Genomic DNA, 21836 nt, shown 5'->3' with positions numbered 1-21836 from the left:
GCGGACGGCGGCGCAGAGGGCGACGTCGGCCGCGGCGCGGACGGCGTCGTCACGGCGGCGCGCGTCAGGAGGAGGCGGCCGCGTCCTGGGCGATCAGCTCGGCCACGGCCTGCAGCGCCAGCACGTACGACAGCATCCCGAACCCGGCGATCGTGCCCGTCGCCACGCCCGCCACCACCGAGGTGTGGCGGAACTCCTCGCGGGCCGCGGGGTTGGAGATGTGCACCTCGATGAGCGGCGCGGTGCGCTGCGCCAGCGCGTCCCGCAGCCCGTAGGAGTAGTGCGTGAACGCCGCCGGGTTGAGCACCACCGGCAGCCGCTCGTCGGCCGCCTCGTGCACCCAGCGGATCAGCTCCGCCTCGTCATCGGTCTGCCGCACCTCGACGTGCAGGTTCAGGCGCCGCCCCGTCTCCCGGCACAGCGCCGCCAGGTCGTCGAACGTGGCCGACCCGTACACGTCCGGCTCCCGCGTGCCCAGCCGCCCGAGGTTCGGCCCGTTCAGCACCAGCACCCGATGGCTCATCGGCTGACCTCCCGGTAGGCGGCGGTGAGCAGGTCCTCGTCGGGGGCCTCCAGGCGGCCGGGCTCGGCCAGGCCGTCCAGGACGACGAAGCGCAGCGTGGCCCCGCGGGCCTTCTTGTCGATCGACATCGCGGCGCGCAGCCGCGGCCAGGCGTCGGCGCGGTAGGCGGTGGGCAGGCCGACCGAGGCCAGCACCGAGCGGTGCCGCGCCACCAGGTCGGCGGGCAGCCGGCCCGCCAGGCGGGCCAGCTCGGCGGCGTACACCATGCCGATCGCCACGGCGTGCCCGTGCCGGAAGCGGTACTGCTCGGCCTTCTCGATGGCGTGGCCGAGGGTGTGGCCGTAGTTGAGGATCTCACGCAGGCCGCTCTCCCTCAGGTCGGCCGACACCACGGCCGCCTTGACGCGGACGGAGCGCTCGACCAGCTCGCGGGTGTGCGGGCCGTCCGGGGAGGCGGCGCCCTCGGGGTCCTCCTCCACCAGGTCCAGGATCTTGGGGTCGGCGATGAACCCCGCCTTGATCACCTCGGCCAGGCCGCTGATGTAGTCCTGGCGCGGCACGGTGACGAGGGTGGCCAGGTCGCACAGCACGCCCGCCGGTGGGTGGAACGCGCCGACCAGGTTCTTGCCCTCGGGGATGTTGATGCCGGTCTTGCCGCCGACCGCGGCGTCCACCATGCCCAGCAGCGTGGTGGGCAGCAGCACGACCCGCACCCCGCGCAGCCACGACGCGGCGGCGAACCCGGCCAGGTCGGTGGTGGCGCCGCCGCCCACGCCGACGACGGCGTCCGAGCGGGTCATGCCGAGCCGGGCGAACCGCGACCACAGACCGGCCAGCACGCCCACCTCCTTGGCCGCCTCGCCGTCGGGGACGGGAAGGGCGTGCACGATCAAGCCCGCCCGCTCCAGCGCCCCGCAGACGGGGCGGGCGATCTCCGGCAGCCCCTCGGCGTGCACGACCGCGACGGTGCGCACGCCCTGCCCGAGCAGGGCGGGCAGCTCGCCGAGCACGCCGGTGCCGATGACGACGTCGTAGCCCTGCCCGCCGTCCTGCCCGACGGGCACCCGCACCGCGGTCACGCGATCTCCTTGACGATCTGTTCGGCGATCTCCTCGGGGGTGCGGCCCTCGGTGTCCACGTGCAGGGTGCCGAGCAGCTCGTAGATGGGCAGCCGCTCGTTCAGCAGCCGGCGCAGCTGGCTGCGCGGGTTGAGCACCAGCAGCGGACGCGCGGTGGCCAGGCCGACCCGCTTGACCGCCTCCGACAGGCCCACCTTCAGGTACACCACGGTGTGCCCGGCCAACAGCTCCTGCGTCTCGGCGGCCAGGACCGCGCCGCCGCCCAGCGCGAGGACGCCGTCGTGCTCGGCCAGGGCGGTCCGCACGGCGGCGCGTTCCAGCTCGCGGAACCGCTCCTCGCCCTCGTCGATGAAGATCTCGCTGATCGGGCGGCCCGCGGCGGCCTCGACGTCGGCGTCGGTGTCGCGCAGTGCGACGCCGAGCCGCTCGGCCAGGGCGGCGCCGACGGTGGACTTGCCCGATCCGGGCGGGCCGATCAGCACGGCCTTGGGGCGGGTCGCCCCGGAACGACGCGCCCCGGAGTGGGCCGCTTCAGAGTGGGACATCGTCGGCGCTCCCTACTTGACGGCCAAAGACGACAGGTAGCCCTGCGCGTTGCGGGCGGTCTCCTCGGCCGAGTCGCCGCCGAACTTCTCCAGCGCCGCATCGGCGAGCACCAGCGCGACCATGGCCTCGGCGACCACCCCGGCGGCGGGCACGGCGGTGACGTCGCTGCGCTGGTTGATGGCCTTGGCGGGCTCGCCGGTGCGCACGTCGACGGTGTCCAGGCGGCGCGGCACGGTGGAGATCGGCTTCATCGCGGCGCGGACCCGCAGCACCTCGCCGGTGGTCATGCCGCCCTCGACGCCCCCGGCGCGGTTGGTGCGGCGGCGCACGCCCTCGGGGGTGGGCTCGATCTCGTCGTGTGCGCGGGAGCCGGGGCGGCGCGCGGTGGTGAAGCCGTCGCCGACCTCCACGCCCTTGATCGCCTGGATGCCCATGAGGGCGCCGGCCAACCGGGAGTCCAGGCGGCGGTCCCAGTGCACGTGGCTGCCCAGGCCGGGCGGCAGGCCGTAGGCGAGCACCTCGACGACGCCGCCGAGGGTGTCGCCCGCCTTCTTCAGCGCGTCGATGTGCGCGACCATCGCGGCGGAGGTCTCGGGGTCGAAGCAGCGCACCGGGTCGTCGTCCACGCGCGCCAGGTCGCCGGGCGCGGGCCGCGGCGCGTCGTCGGGCACGCCGATCTCGCCGAGCGCGACGACATGGCTGAGGATCTCCACGCCGAGCGTCTGGCGCAGGAACGCCTTGGCGACGGCGCCGAGGGCGACGCGGGCGGCGGTCTCGCGGGCGCTGGCGCGCTCGAGCACCGGGCGCGCGTCGTCGAAGCCGTACTTCTGGATGCCGGCCAGGTCGGCGTGCCCGGGCCGCGGCTGCGTCAGCGGCGCGTTGCGGGCCTGCGCGGCGAGCACGTCGGGGTCGACGGGGTCGGCGGCCATCACGGTCTCCCACTTGGGCCACTCGGTGTTGGCCACCTCGACCGCAACGGGGCCGCCCAGCGTCACGCCGTGGCGGACGCCGCCGACGACCGTGACCTTGTCCTGCTCGAACTTCATCCGGGCGCCCCGCCCGTGCCCGAGCCGGCGGCGGCGCAGTTCCTCGGCGATGTCCGCCGAGGTCACGCGCACGCCCGCCGGAAGGCCCTCGACGATCGCGGTGAGGGCCGGGCCATGGGACTCCCCCGCGGTCAACCAGCGCAGCATGCAGACGATCCTATTAACTCGCCGCTGTCCGCCGTGCCCCCGTCCAGGTCTTGAGACCGGTCGCGCGGGAGTCGCCCCCCATCACGGTCACGTGTAGGCGATGAGGCGGCCGCAGGCGATGACGCCGGACCAGACGACCAGGGAGACGGCGCCGGCGATGCGGGCGCGGGCGGGCGGGGGCACGGCGCGGTCCCACCGGGCGACCGACCGGTAGACGCCGTGGTGGAAGGCGGCCACGTTGATCCCGGCGACGCCGAGCAGGGCGAACTTGACCGGCATGGCGCCGGCGTCCGCCACCGCCAGGACGCCGAGCGCGCCCAGCACCCACACCGTGGCCGAGGCGGTGCCGCCGGTCTCGGAGGACGACGTCGTGCCCCCGGTCGGCCGCGGGGCGCCGTCGCCGCGTCGGCCGGGGAGTCGTTCGTGCTGTTCCCGCGCGCGCTCGGCCCGGGGCTGCACGAGGCGATCACGCGCGCGACGCGGGCCGCGGGCTTCGAGCCGCGCGTGGCGCAGGAGGCCGTGCAGATGCAGACGATCGTCGGGCTGGTCGCGGCCGGGCTGGGCGTGTCGATCGTGCCGGCCGCGGTGGCGCGGGTACGGCGGGCCGAGGTGGTGTTCCGCCGCCTGACGCCGCCGGCGGAGGGCGTGCCGCTGCTGCTGGTGTGGCGGCGCGGCGACACCAGCCCGGTGGTGCGCAACTTCCGCGACGTCGCGACCGGGTGACGCCCGCCGTTCCGGCGCCGGCCCTCAGGTGATCTCGCGCCAGTCCAGGACGGGGGCCACCAGGTCGCGGCGGCGGCCGGGAACCCCAGCCGGTTGGCGCGGACGGCGGCCTGGTCGCAGGCGCCGTTGGCGACCGCGACGAAGTGGGGGGCGAGCGACCCGTCGCGGACGACGCTCAGCGCCCGAGCCCTCGCCGGATCGCCGTCTCCACCGGGGAGTAGGCCCCGTCGGGCCGCTCCAGCCGCAGCGGCTCCTTCGGGTACAGCGGCGGCTGCGCCATGAAGCGCGGCTCGGTGCCGCGGTGCGGCTGCGCGGCGTGCACGACGAACGGATGGCACAGGTAGACGTCCCCGGCGCGCCCCGTGGCCAGGGCGACCGGCCGGTGCTCGGTCGCCGGGACGGCCCGGTGCGCCGCCTCCATGAACGACAGGCCCTCCTCGCCGGCGGGCTCGAGGATCCGCGCCACGTCCAGATGCGAGCCGACCCGGATCATGGTGGGCGCGTCCAGTTCGCCGACGTCGGAGAACAGGAACAGCACCAGCAGCGCCCGCCCCTTGGAGGAGACGTTCAGCCGCGCGCCCATGAAGTCGTCGGGGTCGTCCCCGGGGAAGCTCGCCTCGACGTGCCAGCCGGTGTCGCCGGGGTCGTCCTCACTGGGGAACCGCACCGGGACCGTGCCGAGGCCGGGTAGCGGCACCCACCGGCCGGGGCCGACGAGGGCGTCGAACGCGGCGTGCAGCTTCGGCGTGTTGGCGGCCGCGCGGAACGGCTCCTGCGCGTAGTGCCACAGCCGCACCACGGGCTTGGTCCAGGTGGACGGGTCGTCCGGGTCGCAGCCGGTGTCGGGCCACATGATCGCGCGGCAGGCGTCGGCGACCTGGCGGGGGAACGCCTCCGGCACGTGCACGAAGCCGTTGTCGATGAAGTCGTCGATGAGCGCGGTCACCTGCGCGTCGTCGAGGCTCTCGGGCATCGCCCCAGGATGCCGGATGCGCCCGGCGGCCCGCGAACGGTTTGCATCCCCGGGCGCCGGGCGGTGGGTTCAGCGGCGGACGATGGTCAGTTCGACGCCGCCGACGATGCGGCCGCGCAGCATCTCGGCGAGGCGGTCGGAGACGCGGCGCACGGCGTCGCGCTCGTCGTGCCCGGGCCGCACGGCGAAGCTGATGGCCAGCTCGGCCTTGCCGCCGCGGCCGACGCGCACGCCGCTGACCGCCTCCTCGGGGCCGAACGCGGCCTCCACGGCGGCCAGCACGTCCGGGTCCTCGTGCGGCGGCGGGACGGGACGACCCTCGGCCAGCAGGTGCAGCCGGACCCCGTCCACGGCGAACGGCACCGGGCCCGCCACGTCCACCACCAGCGCCTGCGCGTTCTCGTCCAGCGCGGCCCGGCACGCCTGCCGGGCGTGCACCGCGACCGGGCGGGCGTCGGGCCGCCACGCCTTGAGGGTGTCGAGGCTGGTGAAGCCGAGCACGCCGCGGCGGCCGTCCGCGCCGATCAGCGTGGGCAGCGCCATCTCGCTGGACTTCTCGCGGCGCGGCTCGCCGGGGGCGACGTCCTCCTCCTCGGTGAGCACGGCGACCACCGGGATCAGCAGCCGCGTGTCGGCCAGCTCCCGCAGCACCGCGTGCTCGCCGAGGCGGCCGTCGGCGTATGCGGCCAGCGCCTCGCGCACCCGCGGGTCGGCGGAGCCGTCGTCGCCGGGGAACTGGGGTTCGGGAATGGTCAGGTCGCGCACGGCCACGAGGCTATAGCCTCCGGCGGCCACCCTGTGCGGTTATCACCTCACCAGCCGTGATCATCTCGGGCCGAGGTCGGCGATGGCCGCCACGGTGCCGCCGCCGAACGGGCCCTGGTGCACGGCGGCGAGCGACACGAACACCGCGGGGTCGCGGTGACCGAGGCGGCCACTCCGCCGACGCACGCCTTGATCTGCCGGTGCCAGTGCACGTCGGAGTCGTCCAGCATGATGTTGCGGCGCCCGCGCACCCGCCCGGACGGGTCGGCCTCGCATTCGATGAACACGTCGACCAGGCGGCCGTCCAGGTCATCCGCGGCCGGCTGGTTCTTGATCAGGGTTGCCGACCTGCGGTCCGTTGCCGCGGGTGAGCGCCACCCGGGCGCCCGCCGCCACCAGGTCGGCCACGTGCTCCATGGCCGCCTCGACCCGGCGCGCGCCGGGCGTGCGGGGCGGCGCTGCCGTCGGGCGCGGTCATGGCGTTGCCGCCCAGCGCGATCAGGACCCGCTCGCCGTCGAACGGTCCCGCTGCGCGCCTGCTCACGGGCCCGACCGTAGCCCCGCAGCGGCGGCTGCGCCTGGGCGAAACCAGCCCAGGCGCAGCCGCGTGTTCGGCAGATCTGGCCGGTTCGGCGCGCGTGCGGGCGCCGAACCGGCGTGCGGTTCAGGGACGTGCGCCGAGCCGGTCCACCCAGCCCATGTCCAGGTACGTCGTCGTCGTGCCGCGCGCCCCGGGCGTCTGGCCGACGCGGTTGTCGGCGGCCAGCAGCCGCCCCGTCTCCGGGTCGACGATGAGGCGCAGGCTGTAGCCGTCGCCGCTCATCGACACGGCGACGCCGGCGCGGCCGAGCGGGTCGGTGGTCCTGCCCTCGGTGCGGATGCCGGGCTGGGCGGCCAGGACCCGGTAGAAGGCGGCCTTGGTGCCGGGCGTGACCGGCCCGGCCAGCAGGCTCTCCGCGGTGCTCCACACGAAGTACTCGAAGGGGCCCGCGATGTCGGCGCCCGTCCTGCGCACGTCCCGCCGGTACCTGCGCTCGAGGTCGGCGGTGAGCGCGCCGGCGTCGGTGGGCAGCTTCAACAGGGCCTCGACGGTCACCGGTTCGTTGGCGACGACCTCACCGAACGTCTGGCGGTCGTCGATGACCCGGGGCTTGTCGCCGCCCGGGCCGGTCAGCCGCGGCGCACCCGCCTTGCGCCACGCGGCCTCGTCCCGCGCGGTCGGGAAATCGATCTTGCGGTCGATGCCGGTGATCGTGCGGGAGCGGTCGCGGCCGGTGCGCGACAGCCAGCGCTCCTCGGTCGAGGCGAGGCGGTAGGTGTAGGGCAGCTTGGCCTCCCGCGAGCCGCCGTCGTCGGGCCTGTTGACGTTGCTCAGCGTCTGCACGCGGAACTTGGTGTACCAGTAGCGGCCGGGCGTCTCCTCGGTCCGCTCGACGGTCTGGGCGCTGGCCAGCAGGACGCTGCGGGCGTCCACGGGCCCGTCCGGGTGCCGCTGCGTCGCCACCGTGCGCGGCGCGTCGTCCCGCGCGGCCGGGACGGCGATGGCGCCGGCGGCGACGCAGGCCGCGGCGACGCCCGCGACCAGCAGGAGCGGCCGCCGCGACGGGCGCCGCCGGACCGCCCGCGCGGGCTCCCCCGACCGCGTGATCTCGTCGATGTCGGCGTCGCGGCGCCGGGCGTAGGCGTCCTCGGCGAGCGCGTCGAGGGCGGCGGGCCGCAGCGCGGCGAACGTCTGATCGATGTCTGCCGGCGTGCGCTTCATATCGGCTCCGGTGGTCATCGGGTCGCCTCCTCGGCGACATGGCGGTGCACGGGGCGGGACGGCGCAGGCGGCGGACCGCTCTCCAGGGCGCGGGCGAGGCGCTTGCGGGCCCGGTGCAGCCGGACGAACAGCGCCGCCGCCGAGCAGCCGACGACCTTCGCGGCCTGCCGGGGCTCCAGGCCGTGCCAGGTGACCAGGGCGAGGACCTCCAGGTCCCGCTCGGGCAGCCCGGCGACGGCGGCCAGCGCGCTCTGGCGTTCGACGACGTGCTCGGCGACGTCCCAGGCGGCCTGGTCGGCGGGGGTGGCGAGCGCGGCGACCCGCTCGGCCAGGGCGCGTCTTCGCCGTCCGCCGTCGCGCTGCTTGCGCAGCAGGTTGCGGGCGACGCCGAGCAGCCAGGGCAGCGCGGGGTCGCGCACCTCGCCGAGCCGCCGCCAGGCGATCAGGAACGTCTCGCTGGCGACGTCCTCGGCGGTGTGCGGTTCGGCGTGGGTGAGCGCGTACGCCAGGACCCGCCGGTAGTTCTCGTCGTACAGCCTCGTGAACCGCGCCGCGGGATCATCCACGAAGGCCCTCCCTCGGGATCGGGGGTTCGGTGTCGTCACGTAGTCCCGGGAGGGCCGCCGTGTTTACAGCCGGCGTGGCGGTTTTCTCAGCCGAGGCCGCGCAGACGCTCGACGGCCTCGTCGATGACCTCGTCCTTCTTGCAGAAGGCGAACCGCACGAAATGCGCCCCGGCCGCGGCGTCGTCGTAGAACACCTGGGCCGGAATGGCGACGACGCCGACCTTCTCCGGCAGCGCCAGGGCCAGCTCCATGCCGTCGGTGAAGCCGAGCGGGCGGATGTCGGCCTGCACGAAGTAGGTGCCCTGCGGGCGGACGGCCGCCAGGCCCGCCGCCTCCAGGCCGGCGACGAGCCGGTCGCGCTTGGCCTGCAGCGAGTCGCGCAGCCGGGCCACCCAGTCCAACTCGTTCTCCAGGGCGTAGGCGACGGCGCGCTGCCAGGGGCCGCCGGCCGTGTACGTCATGAACTGCTTGACCGTCTGCACGGCCCGCACGTACGGGGCAGGCGCGCTGACCCAGCCGGTCTTCCAGCCGGTGACCGAGAACGTCTTGCCCGCCGACGACACCGCGACGGTGCGTTCGCGCATCCCGTCCAGCGTCGCCAGGGGGATGTGCTCGGCGCCGTCGAAGGTCAGGTACTCATAGACCTCGTCGGTGATCGCGATGAGGTCGTGCTCGCGGCACAGCGCGGCGATCGCCTCCAGCTCCGCGCGGGTGAACACGGTGCCCGTCGGGTTGTGCGGGGAGTTCACCAGGATGAGGCGGGTGCGGGGGCCGACGGCGGCGCGCAGCTCGTCGGGGTCGAAGGTGAAGCGGCCGCCGTCCGGGCGCAGCGTCACCGGCCGCCGCACCGCCCCGGCGAGCGCGATGGTGGCGGCGTAGGAGTCGTAGTACGGCTCGAAGACGATCACCTCGTCGCCGGGGTTCGCCAGCGCCAGCACGCCGGCGGCGATGCCCTCGGTGGCGCCGACGGTGATGTAGACCTCGGTGTCGGGGTCGTAGTCCAGGCCGTAGCGTCCGCGCCGCTGGGCGGCCACGGCCCGGCGCAGCTCCGGCAGGCCGGGGCCGGGCGGGTACTGGTTGCCGCCGGAGCGGATCGCCTCGACGGCCGTCTCCAGCATGCGCGGCGGGCCGTCGGTGTCCGGGAAGCCCTGGCCGAGGTTGATCGACCCGGTCCGCACCGCCAGCGCGGACATCTCCGCGAAGATCGTGGTCCCGAACTCCTGCATGCGAGGTACGAGCGGCTCAGTCACGTGCACCATCATCGCGGGTCCCGGGCGCGGGCGTGCCCTCGGCCGGGCCGGGGCGCCTGCGTCGAGCGCGGCAGTGTCCGCCGCCGTGGCGTCGGAGCCCATCCCGTGCATGCCCTCTGTCAGGCGTGTTCCCCGCTGTCTGACTGCGTGAAAGCGCGCCGTCGGACGGGCATGGCGACGTTTCGGCCCCACCTCGTACGGACGCCGCTCAGGCCGCCCGTACGGGCACGCGGACGTCCCGGGGAGGCGGGGCGGGCAGCGCGACGGGGGCGGCGTCCTTGCAGTGGGCGGCCTTGCGGCCGCGCACCGTCCCGGCGGTCAGCAGCCCGATCGGCACGGGCGCCCAGTGCGTCACGGCCCGGAAGATCAGCACACCCGACAGCGCGGGGGCCGCCGGGACGCCCGCGGCGGCCAGCAGGGCGACCAGCACCGCCTCGGTCGAGCCCAGGCCGCCCGGCCCCGGGACGACGCCGCCGACCGCCGCGCCGACCATGTAGACGGCGATCAGCGTGCCGAACCGCCCCGGCGGCACGTCCGCGCCGGGGACGGCCAGCACGCTCAGCGCGAACGCCACGGCCATGACCAGCGTCGTCGCCGCCGACGCCGCCAGCATGGCGGCCAGGTCGCCGGGCCGCCGCGCCAGCCGCGCGCACGCCTCGGCCGGCCCGCGCAGCCGGTCCCGCAGCAGCCACGCCGCGACGCCGCCGAGGGGCGCCGCCGCGGCGAGCACGGCCAGCAGGGGCCCGCCGAGCCTGTCGAGGCGCTCCCCCAGCCGCGCCGGCAGGGCGCCGTCGCCGGCCGTCAGCGCGAACGGCAGCACCATCGCGAACAGCAGCAGGTCGGCGACCGCGCCGCCGACCTGCAGGACGCCCGCCACCGCCACCGCGCGCCCGGCCGGGACGCCGCGTCCGGTCAGGTACCGGGCGTTGACCGCCACGCTGCCGAGCCCGCCCCCGGTCAGCCGGTTCGCCGTCGCCCCGGTGAACTGCGCCATGGTCGCGTGCAGCAGCGGCAGCCGCACCCCCGCCGCATACCGCAGCGCCACGGCCGAGAACCAGAAGTGCACGACGACCAGGAGGGCCAGCACGGGCACCAGGCCCCGGTGCGCGTCCGCGATCCCCCGCAGCGCCCCCGACACCGTCGCGGCCGCCTCACCGCTGGTCGCCGTCGCCCAGGCGCCCGCCGCGAGCACCGCCGCGGCCAGCCCCCAGCCGATCGCCCGCCGGTGCTGGCCGGCACGGCGCAGGACAGGGTGGGCGCGGACGTTCATCGGTTCCTCCGGACGGGGGGGCGGCATCACTGCGCTCCAGTCAACCCGTCCGGGTGCCTCAGGTCAGTGGTGCGGCCACGCCAGTCGGCAGTGGGGACAGCCCCACCTCCCCGGGTGGCCCGTCACCGGTCGCGGTCGCGGACGAAGTCGATGTCGCGGGGCTCCTCCCCGGGCCAGGTGAGGCGGGTGGGCGTGGCGGGCGTCTCGGCGATCAGCCGGCCGCGGGACACCACGTGGGTGGGCCGGGTCTGGCGGCGGACCGCGTCGAAGCGGGACGCGGCGGGCAGCACGACGAAGCTGGCCGGACGGCCCTCGGCGACGCCGTAGCGGTCGCCGAGGCCCAGCACCCGGGCGGCGCGTTCGGTGACCATGGCGAACGCCTCGTCGATCTCGGCGGGGCCGGTGAGCTGCGCGGCGGCGACGCCGACGAGGGCGACCTGCAGCAGCGAGGCGGTGCCGAGCGGGAACCAGGGGTCCATCACGTCGTCGTGGCCGAACGCCACGTTCACCCCGGCGCCGAGCATCTCCTTGACCTGGGTGAGGCCGCGGCGTTTGGGATAGCCGTCGAACCGTCCCTGCAGGCACAGGTTCGCCAGCGGGTTGGACACCAGGTTGACGCCCGCGCGGGCCAGGATGCGCTGCAGCTTGTAGGAGTAGGCGCCGTTGTAGGAGCCCATCGCGGTGGTGTGCGAGGCGGTGGCGCGGCCGCGCAGGCCGGTGCGGCGGGCGAGGGTCGCCAGCACCTCCACGAACCGCGACTGCTCGTCGTCGATCTCGTCGCAGTGCGCGTCCAGCATCAGCCCGTGCTCGGCGGCGATCTCGAAGGCGGTCTCCAGGGAGCGCACCCCGTCCTCGCGGGTGTCCTCGAAGTGCGGGATCGCGCCGACCGCGTCCACGCCGCGCCGGGCCGCCTCCGCCAGCAGGTCGGCGCCGCCGTCGAACGAGCGGATCCCCTCCTGCGGGAACGCGACGAGCTGCAGGTCCACCACGTCGCGGACGCGGTCGCGGACCTCCAGCATCGCGTCCAGGGCGACCAGCCCGGGGTCGGTGACGTCGACGTGGCTGCGCACGTGCAGCACGCCGTTGGCCGCGTACCAGCGCAGCACCTCGGTGGCGCGCGAGACCACGTCGTCGCGGGTGAGGGCGCGCTTGCGCTCGCTCCACACCGCGATGCCCTCCCACAGCGAGCCGGAGGCGTTCCAGCGCGGCTCCCCGGCGGTGAGGGTGGTGTCGAGGTGGACGTGGGGTTCGACGAACGGCGGCGAGACCAGGCCGCCCGCGGCGTCGATCCACTCCTCGCCCGAGCCCTGCCCGGCGGGCAGGACGCGGCCGAACCGGTCGCCGTCGATCTCGATGTCGAAGGCGCCCTCGCGCCCGTGCAGGCGGGCGTTGCACAGCAGTTTCACGCCTTCTCCGTGGAAGCCGTCTTCGTGGACATCTCGGCCAGGCGGGTCTTGACGACCTTGCCCATGGCGTTGCGCGGCAGCGACCCGACCAGGTGCACGACGCGGGGCCGCTTGTGCGCCGACAGCCGCTCGGCCACGAAGTCGATCAGCTCCGGGCCGGTCGCGCCGTCGGCGACGACGTAGGCGGTGACCTGCTCGCCGAGGTCGGCGTGCGGGGTGCCGACCACCGCCGCCTCCCGCACCGCCGGATGCGCCAGCAGCGCGTTCTCCACCTCGCCCGCGCCGATCCGGTACCCGCCGCTCTTGATCAGGTCGGTGGACGCCCGGCCGACGATGCGGTGCCAGCCGTCCGGTCCGATCGCGGCGATGTCGCCGGTGCGGAACCAGCCGTCGGGCGTGTACGCGGCGGCCGTGGCCTCGGGGCGGCCCAGGTAGCCGCTGAACAGCATGGGCGCCCGCACCTGCAGTTCCCCGGGCGTCTCCCCGTCGCAGGGGACGGGGGACCCGTCCTCGGCCGCCAGCCGCGTCCGCACGCCCGGCAGCGGGGTGCCGACGTGGCCGGGACGCCGGTCGCCGCCGGCGCGGGCGGAGACCGTGATGAGCGTCTCGGTCATGCCGTACCGCTCGACCGGCCGGTGCCCGGTCAGCTCGGCCAGCCGGTCGAACACCGGCACCGGCAGCGCGGCGCTGCCCGACACCAGCAGCCGCGCGCCGCGCAGGGCGCGGGCGGACGCCGGGTCGTCGCACACCCGCGACCACACCGTGGGGACCCCGAAGAACAGCGACCCGCCGTGCCGTTCGGCCGCGGCGGCGTAGGCGGCGGGGCGGGGGCGGCCCGTGTGCACCAGCGGCGACCCGGTCCGCAGCGCGCCCAGCACGCCGAGGATCAGGCCGTGCACGTGGAACAGGGGAAGGCCGTGGACGAGCACGTCGCCGGCCGTCCAGTCCCACGCCTCGGCCAGCGCGTCCAGTCCGGCGGCGATCGCGGCCCGGGAGATCAGCACGCCCTTGGGCGCGCCGGTGGTGCCGCTGGTGTAGAGGATGAGCGCGGTCGCGTCGCCGGGCGGCGGCTGCGGCGCCGGCGCGGACGACGCGGACGGCAGGTCGTCCACGGGGACGAGGGGCGGGCCGCCGGCGGCCGGGTCCCAGGCGCCGCGGGCGGCCAGCAGCAGCCGCGCCCCCGAGTCGCCGAGGATGTGGTCGCGTTCGGCCGGGCCCGAGTCGGGCGGCAGCGGCACGACGGGCACGCCCGCCAGGATCCCGCCGACCACGGCGACGACGGTCTCGACGGTGGCGGTGGCGTGCACCGCGACGGCCTCGGCGCCGCCGATCTCGGCCGCCACCGCCGCCGCGCGGGCGAACAGCTCGGCCCGGGACAGGCTCCGGCCGTCCACCCGGACCGCGTCGGGCGCGTCCCCCGCGTGCCCCGCCGGGTCGCCGAGCAGGTCCATCGCTCCCCCTTCGGTCCGTCGGATGCGTCTCAGGCAGTATGCCCGTCGGGAAGATCGACGCCGGCGTGGGGCGGCCGCCCGACAGCCGGGGGAAGCCGGGGCCGCGGTCGAAGAACGGCGCGGGTCCGCGCCCGGTGCGCGGGCCGCGCCCGCAGCGCCTCGGCCGCGGCGCCGAGACGTCGGAAACTGCCAATGGGAACGCCCGATCTTCGGCGACCTTGCCGCGCGGTGTTCGGGCGGGTGGGCGCACCCCGCTACGCTGAACGGCGACCGAGCACGGGGGCGCAAGCGGTCCCCGCGTGCGCTTCCGACGACACCCCTGGAGCCCTGCATGGCCCTGGAACGGCCCGAGATCGACTTCCCCGAGGGCGAGCCGCCCGCGTTCCTCGACATCACCGACATCGTGGTCGGGGACGGCCCGGAGGCCGTCAAGGGCTCGCAGGTGTCGATGCACTACGTCGGCGTCGCGTTCTCCACCGGCGAGGAGTTCGACGCGTCCTGGAACCGCGGGGAGACCCTCGACTTCACCCTCGGCACCGGCCGCGTCATCAAGGGCTGGGACATGGGCATCCAGGGCATGCGGGTCGGCGGGCGCCGCAAGCTGGTGATCCCGCCGCACCTGGCCTACGGCAGCCACAGCCCCAGCCCGGCGATCAAGCCCGGCGAGACCCTGATCTTCGTGGTCGACCTGGTCGACGTGAAGTAACCCGGCGCGGCGGCGGCGCGCCCCGGCGGGCCGCCGCTAGTCCGGCCGCGACACCGGCCAGGGCGACCGCGCCGCCCGCCAGAAACGCCGCGAGCATCGGCCCCGGCGCCACCGGCTGAGGCACCGGTTGGGGCACCGGGCCCGCCGCTGGCGCATGCCCGCGCGCCCGCGGCGTGAACGCCCGGGGCGGGTCGGGATCGGTCAGCTCCACCCGGCCGGCATAGGTGCCCCGGACAGAGGCGACGCCGGCCGAGACGGTCATCGCGTAGACGTCCTCGCCGGCCGCCTCCAGCGAGCGGCAGCCCGGGATGGTGCGGGCCGGCACCTGCGGAGCCCGCAGCGCCTCCCAGACGCGCGGCAGCGGCGCCCCGAGCGGTCCCCATCACCTTCATGAACCGACCCTAAGGAAGGCCCGCGCCCGGCCGAACGGCAACTCCTGCCGAGCGGGCGCGGCTGTTTGGGCAGAATCGGCCCGCGCGTGAACAGGGCATGATCATATGTGTGCCGTCGTGTGACTCGGCTCCCCCGCGGGGAACGCGAACCTCAACGGGTGTCCAAGCGTCCACCCAAGCGATGATCGCCGATCGTCGCGCGACACACTTCGACGTCGGCCCGAGGTGAACGGGAGAACGCGCCTGATGCGAGGGAAACTGCCCGTGGCCGCCACGGTGGCGGCCGGTGTGCTTGGCGTGGCCGCGGGGACGTGGCCGACGGTGCGCGCCGCGGCGGGCGGCGACCCAGGCCCGTCCATGCGCAACCAGCTCGCCGCCGTGGTGGCCGACCAGCAGTGGCCCGCCCCCCGGCCAGGGTCGTGGACGCCGCCGCAGCCGGCCCCCGACGGACTGCCGCCCGTCATCGACCACATCACCACCAACGACAAGGTGGTCTTCCTCACCATCGACGACGGCTACGAGTACGACGCGGAGTTCGTCCGGCTGGTGCGCACCCGCAAGGTGCCGATCATGACGTTCCTGACCACCCGGTACGTCGACGGGCACGGCCAGTACTTCTGGGCGCTGCGCAACGCCGGGTCGCGGATGGAGAACCACACCATCTCCCACCCCGACATGCGCACGCTCGGCCCCGAGGCGCAGCGCAGGGAGATCTGCGAGGCGTCCCAGACCATCGCCCGGCAGTACGGCCGCCGGCCGGAGATCTTCCGCCCGCCGTTCGGCAGCTACAACAAGACCACGCGCGAGGTCGCCAAACAGTGCGGCATCAAGGCGCTGCTGCTGTGGTCGGCCGAGTACTACAACGGCACCACCGGCCCCGGTGTCGGCTACGACGGGTTCGCCCGCGCCGACGGCGGCAAGGGCTTCAAGCCGGGCGACATCATCCTCATGCACTACCGCAAGGGCCTGGCCAAGCAGTTCGAGACGATCCTCGGCTGGATCCGGCAGCAGGGCTACCGCCCCGCCGCCGTGGAGAACTACCTGCCGCGCTCGCTGGGCGGCAACGCCCCGGACGCCTCCGCATCGCCCGAGCAGTCGCCCGAGCGGCAGTGAGCCGCGGTCTGTCCGGCGGCCTCGGGGCGCAGGCGCAGGCGGTGGAGGTCGTCGGGGGACAGCGGCATGCGGTGGACGCGGATGCCCTCGGCGTCCTCGACCGCGGCGGCGAGCGCACCGGCTCGCCGTCCAGCAGCACCGTGCGGCGCCCGCATACGCCGTGCTCGCAGCCGACGTGCGTGCCGGTCAGGCCGAGGTCGTGCCGCAGCAGGTCGGACAGCAGGCGGCGGGCGGGCGCCCGGGCCGTGCGGTGCACCCCGTTGACGGTCAGCTCGACGTCGTGGGTCTCCTCCATCACCACCCCGCCTCGTCGTCGATCGCGGACGTGCGGGCGCGGCCCAGCGCGTCGGCCGCGGCAGCGCGCAGCGCGCGTTCGGTGAGCACGCCCGCCAGGTGCCGCCGGTAGTCGGCGCCGGCGTGGATGTCGCCGTCGGGGTCGAGGCGCTCGCGGACGAACCCGGCCACGCCCGACCAGTCGGCGTCACCGGGCGGGCGGCCGGCCTGCGCCTGCCGGGCCCGGCGGGTCAGGTCGAGCACGAGCGGGACGGCGGCCACGCCCAGGTATCCGGCGCGGGCGGCGCTGACCCGCAGGTCCTCGTCCAGGCCGACCACGGCGGCGACACCGGCGAGGGCGCAGTCGCCGTGCCGCCGGGACGTCTCGGCGAACGCTGCGCCGGTGCGGGGCGGCAGCGCGAGGAAGAACGCCGAACCGGCCAGTTCCCCTGCGCGCAGGGTGCTCCCCAGCGGACCGGCGAAGAAGTCGGCGGCGCGGATGGTGCGGCGCCCGGCGGCGGACACCGCCTCGACCGTGCCGTCCAGCACGGCCGGCACGGCGGGCAGTTCGGCGGCCGGGTCGGCGTGCGCCAGGCTGCCGACGACCGTGCCGCGGTTGCGGATCGCCGGGTGCGCGACGTGCCGCAGCGCGGCGGGCAGCAGCGGCTGGACGGCCGCGACGGCGGCGGCTTCACGGCGCGGCGTCGCCTCCCGCGGGCGCCGCCTCGGCCGTCCCGGCCGGCGGGCCGGCGCAGGGGGCCGCGCCGGATGCGGGCGCGCCGCCCGCCGGGGCCGCGGCGGGGCCGCCGAGCCGGTCGGAGATGGCGCGCAGCAGGTGGTGGCCCGCCAGCACGACGATGGTGCCGAAGGCGATGCCCTCCAGCGTGAAGTCGTCGTTGATCTCGTGTGCCACGGGGCCGATCGCCAGGATGATGCCCGCGCCGACCGGCACCATGTTCACCGGGTCGGCGAAGTCCACCCGGTTCTCGATCCAGATCTTGGCGCCGAGCAGCCCGATCATCCCGTAGAGGATCACGGTGACGCCGCCGAGCACGCCGCCGGGCGTGGCGGCCACCAGCGCGCCGAACTTGGGGCACAGCCCGAACGCGATCGCGATGACCGCCGCGATGTAGTACGCGGCCGTCGAGTAGATCCGGGTGGCGGCCATGACGCCGATGTTCTCGGCGTAGGTGGTCGTCGGCGAGCCGCCCACCGAGGTGGCGACCATGGTGCCGACGCCGTCGGCGAACACCGCCCGGCCGATCAGCGGGTCGAGGTCGGTACGGGTCATCTCCCCCACGGCCTTGACATGCCCCGTGTTCTCGGCGATCAACGCGATGACGGCGGGCAGCACCAGCAGGACCGCCGACAGCTTGACGTCGGGGGCGTGCATGTGCGGCAGCCCGAACCAGTCGGCCTGCCGGACGCCGTCGAAGCTCACCCGGTCGTGGGGGAACGCGGTCGCCACGCAGTACGGGCCCTCGGGCGCGCAGGCGCGGCCCGCCGCGTCGCGCAGGTTCTGCCCGGGCAGCACGGACGTGACGGGCCCGGCGACCCGGTCGAGCACCCACGACAGCGCGTACCCGAAGACCAGGCCGACCAGCACGGCGACGCGGCCGACGAATCCGCGGAACACCACCATGGCCAGGAACACGAACGCCATGGTGGTCAGCGCGACCCAGTGGTCCTGCGGCCAGTAGGTGTCGGCCACCACGAACGCCAGCCCGAACCCGATGAGCATGACCACCGCGCCGGTGACCACGGGCGGGAACACCCGGTGGATGAGCCGCGGGCCGAGCAGGTGGATGAGCACGCCGCACGCGGCCAGCACGCCCCCGGCGACCAGGATCGCGCCGGTCACCCGGGCGTCGCTCTGCGCGGTGTCGGCGCCCGCCCGGATGGCGAACACCCCGCCCACGAACGAGGCGCTGGTGCCCAGGTAGCTGGGCACCCTCCCCTGGACGATCAGCAGGAACAGGATGGTGGCGACGCCCGACATCATCACCGCGAGGTTGGGGTCGAGCCCCATCACCAGCGGGAACACGAACGTCGCGCCGAACATCGCCACGACGTGCTGGGCGCCGATGCCGGCCGTGCGCGGCCACGACAGCCGCTCGTCCGGTGCGACGACCTCGCCGGGCGGCGGCGTCCCGCCGTCGCCGTGCACCTTCCAGCCGATGCCCATCCCCGCCTCCCTCGTGCCGCCGCGGCCGCGGCGCGTCCACGGCTCCGTCCCCCGCTTCACGGCCGCTTTACGGCCTTGCGGGCAAGCTAGATCCAGGCAGGTGGGAGGGCATCGGCGACACGTGCCGAAGCCGCCACCCGCCGTTGGGTGGGGAGTATGGCCTATATCACCGATGTGTTACTAATCCGGGCGCGACGCGACAGACCCCGACATACCTAGGTGAAAGGGGTTGGGAGGACGGAAAGTCGGCGGGGGTTCGGAGGTTCGGCGGGTCGGTGCTTGGCGGGTCCGGGAGCGTCGGGAGCCGGTGGGGAGTCTGTGTGGCCTGGTCGGGGGAGGTCGTCGCACGGGGAGCGTCAGATGCCGCGCATGCGCAGCACGTGCAGGGCCAGGGTGAGGTTGAGGCGGAGATGGGCGTCCTCGGTGAACGGGCCGAGCATCCGTTCCAGCTTGCCGATGCGGTACCGCAGCGTGTTGTAGTGGAAGTGCAGGCGCCGGGCCGTCTCGGCGACGTTGAGGTTGGTCTCCAGCAGCACCTGCAGGGTGCGGCGCAGGTCGACCAGCTCCGGCTCGTCGTCGCCGGCCAGCTCGCCGAGGGTCTCCCGGACGAAGGCGTGCAGCTCCTGCGGGTCGGACACCAGGCTGAGCAGCCGGTAGACGCCCAGCTGGTCGAAGTGCGCGCGGGCGCCGTCGCCGTGCAGCTGCCGGCCCACCCGCACCGCCTTGACGGCCTGGTCGTAGGCCTCGGGCAGCGCGGACGGCGAGGTGACCGTGCGGCTGATGCCGGTGGAGAACGTCCGCTTGCCGGACAGGTGCTCGGCGAAGATCGCGGTGGCCTCCTTGAGCATCGCCTGGACCGGTCCACTGGACAGCGGCGGCTCGTCGCCGTCCGCCGTTCCGATCACCGCGACGACCTCGTGGGCGAAACTGGCGACCGCGGCGCCCCGGTCGTGCCGCCGCACCGCGGTGCTCCAGGCGGCGGCCAGCCGCTCCTGGGCGACCCGCTCGTCGGCGCTGCGGCCGCCGCGCGCCGCATCGCCGCCCAGGGCGCTGTGGCCGTTCGGTCCGTCGGCCGGGCGGGTGCGGCCGTCCAGCTCGGCGACGACCACCATGACCGGGCGGTCCAGGTCCCAGCCGAACCCGGCGCAGTGCGCGATCACCCGGTCGTCCTCGCCGGCCCGGCCGGACAGGATGTCGCGCAGGTAGTCGGCGCGGTACTTGCTCTCCACGGCGGCGACGGCCTGCTGCTTGGTCACCACCAGCGCGGCCACGGTGGCGGCCCGCTCCAGGATGCCGAGGTCGGTCTCGCGCAGCGTGCCCGCGGGGCTGTAGGCGATGATCCGGCCGTGGTCGAAGCCCCCGGCCACCACGGGCACCACCAGGTGGTCGCCCCCGCCGTTGACGCACACCCCGGGGCGCCCCGACAGCACGTCGAACGCCCGCATCGCCTGGATGTGCTCGTCGGGGCCGGATCCGGCGAGCACCTTCTGGTCTCCGTCCAGCACCACGACGGCGACGTCCAGCAGCGTGGCGACCTCGTCGACGACCTCCTGCAGGCCGCCGCCGCACAGCACGATCTGGACCAGCGCCCGGTGCACCTCCTCGGTGCGGGCCAGCACGGCCGCCTGCCGGTTGAGGATGTCGGTGAGCACCTGGTTGAGGATGTCGTCGAAGCCCACGTCGTTGGGCAGCAGGATGAGCGGGAAGCCGCGCCGGTCGGCCTGCTCGATCATCTCGGCGGGCAGCGCGTCCAGGTACCGGCCCAGCTTGATCGCCAGTGCGGCCAGGCCGCGCTCGTCGAGGTCGGCCACCAGGTTGTCCAGCGACTGCGGGGTGTTGCGCAGCGGGTACCCGGTGGTCAGCAGCAGTTCGTTCGGCTTGACCCAGGCCAGGACGTCGGGCACCTCCATGACGTTGAGCCGCTGCACCACCCGGTCGAGCCCCGAGCGGCCCGCGATGAGCCGCGCCCCGGCGAGGCTGGACACGCCCAGCACCTCGCCGACGGGCAGGCCGTAGGTCAGCGTGCCGGTGCTCGCCAGCCGCAGCGCGGGCGGGCCCGGGTCCGCATTGAGTGACATCACTTCGCTCCCAACCGTGAACGGGCGCCGAGGTTTTCGGGCGCCGACTGTCTACGGGCGCGGCCCGGGTGGGGGCTGGCCCGGCGGTCCCGGGGCCGTGTTCCCCCGGGACGTCACTTCGCATGCGCGGCACGGCGGTGACGCACCTGCCGGATCGTGCGGCCCGGTCGGCGGCCGGTCGCGCAGGCCCAGGGCGGTCGCCCGCCCGGCGGCGCGCCCGGACGCGCGCCCGGTCGAACAGAAGGGCGGACGACCGGTCGCAGGGCCGGTCACCTGGCCGGACGCAGGGCCGGTCGCATGGCGGCGGGGCAGCGCTAAGGCCGCCGGAGCCGTTCGGGCGGTCCCGGCGGGTCGGGGCTGCCTGCGTGAGGTGCTCACCAAAGCTCGCTCAAGGGAACGGTCACCTCGCTTTTGCTGCTTACATCGCGCAAGATGCCCCGATCGCTACCGGTATGCGATCAACCCTGACAACAACCTCCAAGGACCCTGACCATCCTTGGCAGGATTCACCATACGTCCGGTGGCGGGCCCGGTCTACGGTCCTGCCTGAGGTCGGGTCCGAGCGACCGCCGACGACACGCGCCCGGCGGCACCGGCCTCGGGAGGATTCGTGACCATCGTCCTGCGTGACCCGATCCCGCTGCGCACGCTCACCGGGCGACCCCCGGTCCCCGCCGCCGCGGGTCTTCCCCTGCGCCCGCTGCTGGAGGCGCCGCGCCGCCCGGCACGCGTGATCGCCGCCTTCCCCTCCGCCGTCTACCTGGAGATGCGCGTCGAGCCGCGGACCGGCGCCGGCCCGGCCCCCGAACCCCGCGTGCTCGCGGTGGTCTGCTCCGACGCCGTCCGGCTGCCCAACGCGCTGGTGCTGGCCGCGACCCGGCGCCAACGGCCCTTCCGCGCCGTCCGCGAGGGCGCCGAGGCGTGGGTGGGCGACGGCCTGGTCGAGACCGACGGGCTGTACGTGCGGGCCCGCCGCTGGTGGGACGCGGTGCCCGCGCTCGGCCCGCTCACCCCGGCCGGCGCGGCCCGCGGCGTGCGGGTCCTGGAGGACGCCCTCGACGAGGCCGACGCCGCCGCGGGTTTCGGGCTGGCCGGGCATCCCGACCCCGAGACCCTGGCCGCCGCCTGCGCCGCGGGCGACCTGGCCGGGGCCGTCGAGGCCGCCGAGCGGATCGTGGGCCTGGGCCCCGGGCTGACGCCCAGCGGCGACGACGTCCTGGCCGGCCTGCTGGTGTCGCTGCGGCTGGTCGGCGGGGCCGTGCGGGGCGGCGAACGGGCCGTGTGGCTGGCCGGGTGGCTCGGCGCCGCGGTCACCGCCGACGCCGGCACCCGCACCACGGCGCTGGCCGCGACGCTGCTGCACTGCGCCGCGGCCGGCTCCGCCGGGGCCGACGTGGCCGCCGTGCTGCGCGCCGTCGCGGGCCGCGAGGCGCCCCGCCCGGCCGTGCGGCGGCTGCTGGCCGCCGGGCACACCTCCGGCGCCGACCTGGCCTGGGGCGTGCGCGCGGGCTGCCGCGCCGTGCTGGCGCTGGCCGCGTCGGCCGCGGCGCCCCACCGGGCCTCTGCATGAGCGACGCATCGC

General features: G+C 75.5%; 22 protein-coding genes and 2 pseudogenes. 4 read left to right on the top strand and 20 right to left on the bottom strand.

Going from position 1 to position 21836, the window contains the following annotated elements; translation table 11 throughout:
* Positions 1-64 precede the first annotated feature (64 nt).
* The 5 genes from aroQ to QSK22_RS04065 form a co-directional block, all read right to left on the bottom strand.
* Positions 65-523 (bottom strand): type II 3-dehydroquinate dehydratase, encoded by a 459-nt coding sequence (gene aroQ / locus QSK22_RS04085; protein ID WP_285492569.1) that lies wholly within the window; start codon positions 521-523, stop codon positions 65-67.
* Entirely contained in the window at positions 520-1602 is a 1083-nt protein-coding gene (gene aroB, locus QSK22_RS04080; protein WP_285492568.1) for a 3-dehydroquinate synthase, read from the bottom strand. Before aroB ends, aroQ begins: the two co-directional genes overlap by 4 nt.
* Positions 1599-2147, bottom strand: coding sequence for a shikimate kinase (locus tag QSK22_RS04075; protein WP_285492567.1), 549 nt, complete (start codon positions 2145-2147; stop codon positions 1599-1601). Before QSK22_RS04075 ends, aroB begins: the two co-directional genes overlap by 4 nt.
* A 12-nt stretch (positions 2148-2159) precedes the next feature.
* Positions 2160-3341, bottom strand: a complete 1182-nt coding sequence (aroC, locus tag QSK22_RS04070; RefSeq protein ID WP_285492566.1) for a chorismate synthase — start codon at positions 3339-3341, stop codon at positions 2160-2162.
* Positions 3342-3428: 87 nt separating this feature from the next.
* Positions 3429-3665 (bottom strand): hypothetical protein, encoded by a 237-nt coding sequence (locus QSK22_RS04065; protein WP_285492935.1) that lies wholly within the window; start codon positions 3663-3665, stop codon positions 3429-3431.
* On the opposite strand from QSK22_RS04065, the gene QSK22_RS04060 reads away from it, so the two are divergent.
* Entirely contained in the window at positions 3561-4064 is a 504-nt protein-coding gene (locus QSK22_RS04060; protein ID WP_352231410.1) for a LysR substrate-binding domain-containing protein, read from the top strand. The two genes, QSK22_RS04065 and QSK22_RS04060, sit on opposite strands and share 105 nt — an antisense overlap.
* A 175-nt stretch (positions 4065-4239) precedes the next feature.
* Here QSK22_RS04060 and QSK22_RS04055 read toward each other — a convergent pair whose 3' ends face one another.
* From QSK22_RS04055 to QSK22_RS04010, 10 genes and pseudogenes are all read right to left on the bottom strand, one after another.
* Positions 4240-5037: a phytanoyl-CoA dioxygenase family protein gene (locus QSK22_RS04055; RefSeq protein WP_285492565.1), complete on the bottom strand. Its 798-nt coding sequence runs from the start codon at positions 5035-5037 to the stop codon at positions 4240-4242.
* A gap of 69 nt (positions 5038-5106) precedes the next feature.
* Positions 5107-5802: an SseB family protein gene (locus QSK22_RS04050; RefSeq protein ID WP_285492564.1), complete on the bottom strand. Its 696-nt coding sequence runs from the start codon at positions 5800-5802 to the stop codon at positions 5107-5109.
* 60 nt (positions 5803-5862) lie between these two features.
* On the bottom strand, positions 5863-5988 hold the full coding sequence (locus tag QSK22_RS04045; RefSeq protein WP_285492934.1) for a ring-opening amidohydrolase: 126 nt from the start codon (positions 5986-5988) through the stop codon (positions 5863-5865).
* Positions 5989-6005: 17 nt separating this feature from the next.
* A pseudogene (locus QSK22_RS04040) lies at positions 6006-6089 on the bottom strand (ring-opening amidohydrolase); the annotation flags it as partial.
* Positions 6090-6466: 377 nt separating this feature from the next.
* Positions 6467-7582 (bottom strand): CU044_5270 family protein, encoded by a 1116-nt coding sequence (locus tag QSK22_RS04035; RefSeq protein WP_285492563.1) that lies wholly within the window; start codon positions 7580-7582, stop codon positions 6467-6469.
* Positions 7579-8130 (bottom strand): RNA polymerase sigma factor, encoded by a 552-nt coding sequence (locus tag QSK22_RS04030; RefSeq protein WP_285492562.1) that lies wholly within the window; start codon positions 8128-8130, stop codon positions 7579-7581. The genes QSK22_RS04035 and QSK22_RS04030 overlap by 4 nt, the downstream gene beginning before the upstream one ends.
* An 86-nt stretch (positions 8131-8216) precedes the next feature.
* A complete protein-coding gene (locus tag QSK22_RS04025; RefSeq protein WP_502872265.1) occupies positions 8217-9380 on the bottom strand; it encodes a pyridoxal phosphate-dependent aminotransferase in 1164 nt (387 codons plus the stop codon).
* A gap of 208 nt (positions 9381-9588) precedes the next feature.
* A complete protein-coding gene (locus QSK22_RS04020; RefSeq protein WP_285492561.1) occupies positions 9589-10650 on the bottom strand; it encodes a lysylphosphatidylglycerol synthase domain-containing protein in 1062 nt (353 codons plus the stop codon).
* Between the two features lie 122 nt (positions 10651-10772).
* Positions 10773-12056 (bottom strand): cytosine deaminase, encoded by a 1284-nt coding sequence (codA, locus tag QSK22_RS04015; RefSeq protein WP_285492560.1) that lies wholly within the window; start codon positions 12054-12056, stop codon positions 10773-10775.
* Positions 12053-13507, bottom strand: a complete 1455-nt coding sequence (locus QSK22_RS04010; protein WP_285492559.1) for an acyl-CoA synthetase — start codon at positions 13505-13507, stop codon at positions 12053-12055. Before QSK22_RS04010 ends, codA begins: the two co-directional genes overlap by 4 nt.
* Positions 13508-13838: 331 nt before the next feature.
* Between QSK22_RS04010 and QSK22_RS04005 the strand changes: the two genes are divergently transcribed.
* A complete protein-coding gene (locus tag QSK22_RS04005) occupies positions 13839-14213 on the top strand; it encodes an FKBP-type peptidyl-prolyl cis-trans isomerase (RefSeq protein WP_285492558.1) in 375 nt (124 codons plus the stop codon).
* Here the strand turns inward: QSK22_RS04005 and QSK22_RS33665 are convergent.
* Positions 14161-14574, bottom strand: a complete 414-nt coding sequence (locus QSK22_RS33665) for an SRPBCC domain-containing protein (RefSeq protein WP_352231413.1) — start codon at positions 14572-14574, stop codon at positions 14161-14163. The two genes, QSK22_RS04005 and QSK22_RS33665, sit on opposite strands and share 53 nt — an antisense overlap.
* A 277-nt stretch (positions 14575-14851) precedes the next feature.
* On the opposite strand from QSK22_RS33665, the gene QSK22_RS04000 reads away from it, so the two are divergent.
* Positions 14852-15718, top strand: a complete 867-nt coding sequence (locus QSK22_RS04000; RefSeq protein WP_285492557.1) for a polysaccharide deacetylase family protein — start codon at positions 14852-14854, stop codon at positions 15716-15718.
* Between the two features lie 61 nt (positions 15719-15779).
* Here QSK22_RS04000 and QSK22_RS03995 read toward each other — a convergent pair.
* The 4 genes and pseudogenes from QSK22_RS03995 to QSK22_RS03975 all read right to left on the bottom strand — a co-directional run.
* Positions 15780-16013, bottom strand: a pseudogene (locus QSK22_RS03995) (2Fe-2S iron-sulfur cluster-binding protein); the annotation flags it as partial.
* A complete protein-coding gene (locus QSK22_RS33660; protein ID WP_502872276.1) occupies positions 16013-16639 on the bottom strand; it encodes an FAD binding domain-containing protein in 627 nt (208 codons plus the stop codon). The pseudogene QSK22_RS03995 and the gene QSK22_RS33660, both read right to left, overlap by 1 nt.
* 43 nt (positions 16640-16682) lie before the next feature.
* Positions 16683-18176, bottom strand: a complete 1494-nt coding sequence (locus QSK22_RS03980; protein ID WP_285492556.1) for a uracil-xanthine permease family protein — start codon at positions 18174-18176, stop codon at positions 16683-16685.
* 356 nt (positions 18177-18532) lie between these two features.
* On the bottom strand, positions 18533-20254 hold the full coding sequence (locus tag QSK22_RS03975; protein WP_285492555.1) for a PucR family transcriptional regulator: 1722 nt from the start codon (positions 20252-20254) through the stop codon (positions 18533-18535).
* A 610-nt stretch (positions 20255-20864) separates the two neighbouring features.
* Between QSK22_RS03975 and QSK22_RS03970 the strand changes: the two genes are divergently transcribed.
* A complete protein-coding gene (locus QSK22_RS03970; RefSeq protein WP_285492554.1) occupies positions 20865-21824 on the top strand; it encodes an oxamate carbamoyltransferase subunit AllH family protein in 960 nt (319 codons plus the stop codon).
* The last annotated feature ends 12 nt before the right edge of the window (positions 21825-21836 follow it).

This window comes from Actinomadura sp. NBRC 104425 (assembly GCF_030269545.1).
GTDB classification, from domain to species: Bacteria; Actinomycetota; Actinomycetes; order Streptosporangiales; family Streptosporangiaceae; genus Spirillospora; species Spirillospora keratinilytica.
The sequence above is the reverse complement of the archived record's forward strand: the minus strand, read 5'-3'. Positions and strand labels throughout refer to the sequence as shown.

Bases quoted from the DNA above. Each gene is read 5' to 3' on its own strand.
- aroQ (WP_285492569.1), bottom strand. From the start codon at position 523: ATGAGCCATCGGGTGCTGGTGCTGAACGGGCCGAACCTCGGGCGGCTG.
- QSK22_RS04075 (WP_285492567.1), bottom strand. From the start codon at position 2,147: ATGTCCCACTCTGAAGCGGCCCACTCCGGGGCGCGTCGTTCCGGGGCG.
- aroC (WP_285492566.1), bottom strand. From the start codon at position 3,341: ATGCTGCGCTGGTTGACCGCGGGGGAGTCCCATGGCCCGGCCCTCACC.
- QSK22_RS04055 (WP_285492565.1), bottom strand. From the start codon at position 5,037: ATGCCCGAGAGCCTCGACGACGCGCAGGTGACCGCGCTCATCGACGAC.
- QSK22_RS04035 (WP_285492563.1), bottom strand. From the start codon at position 7,582: ATGACCACCGGAGCCGATATGAAGCGCACGCCGGCAGACATCGATCAG.
- QSK22_RS04020 (WP_285492561.1), bottom strand. From the start codon at position 10,650: ATGAACGTCCGCGCCCACCCTGTCCTGCGCCGTGCCGGCCAGCACCGG.
- QSK22_RS04010 (WP_285492559.1), bottom strand. From the start codon at position 13,507: ATGGACCTGCTCGGCGACCCGGCGGGGCACGCGGGGGACGCGCCCGAC.
- QSK22_RS04005 (WP_285492558.1), top strand. From the start codon at position 13,839: ATGGCCCTGGAACGGCCCGAGATCGACTTCCCCGAGGGCGAGCCGCCC.
- QSK22_RS04000 (WP_285492557.1), top strand. From the start codon at position 14,852: ATGCGAGGGAAACTGCCCGTGGCCGCCACGGTGGCGGCCGGTGTGCTT.
- QSK22_RS03980 (WP_285492556.1), bottom strand. From the start codon at position 18,176: ATGGGCATCGGCTGGAAGGTGCACGGCGACGGCGGGACGCCGCCGCCC.
- QSK22_RS03975 (WP_285492555.1), bottom strand. From the start codon at position 20,254: ATGTCACTCAATGCGGACCCGGGCCCGCCCGCGCTGCGGCTGGCGAGC.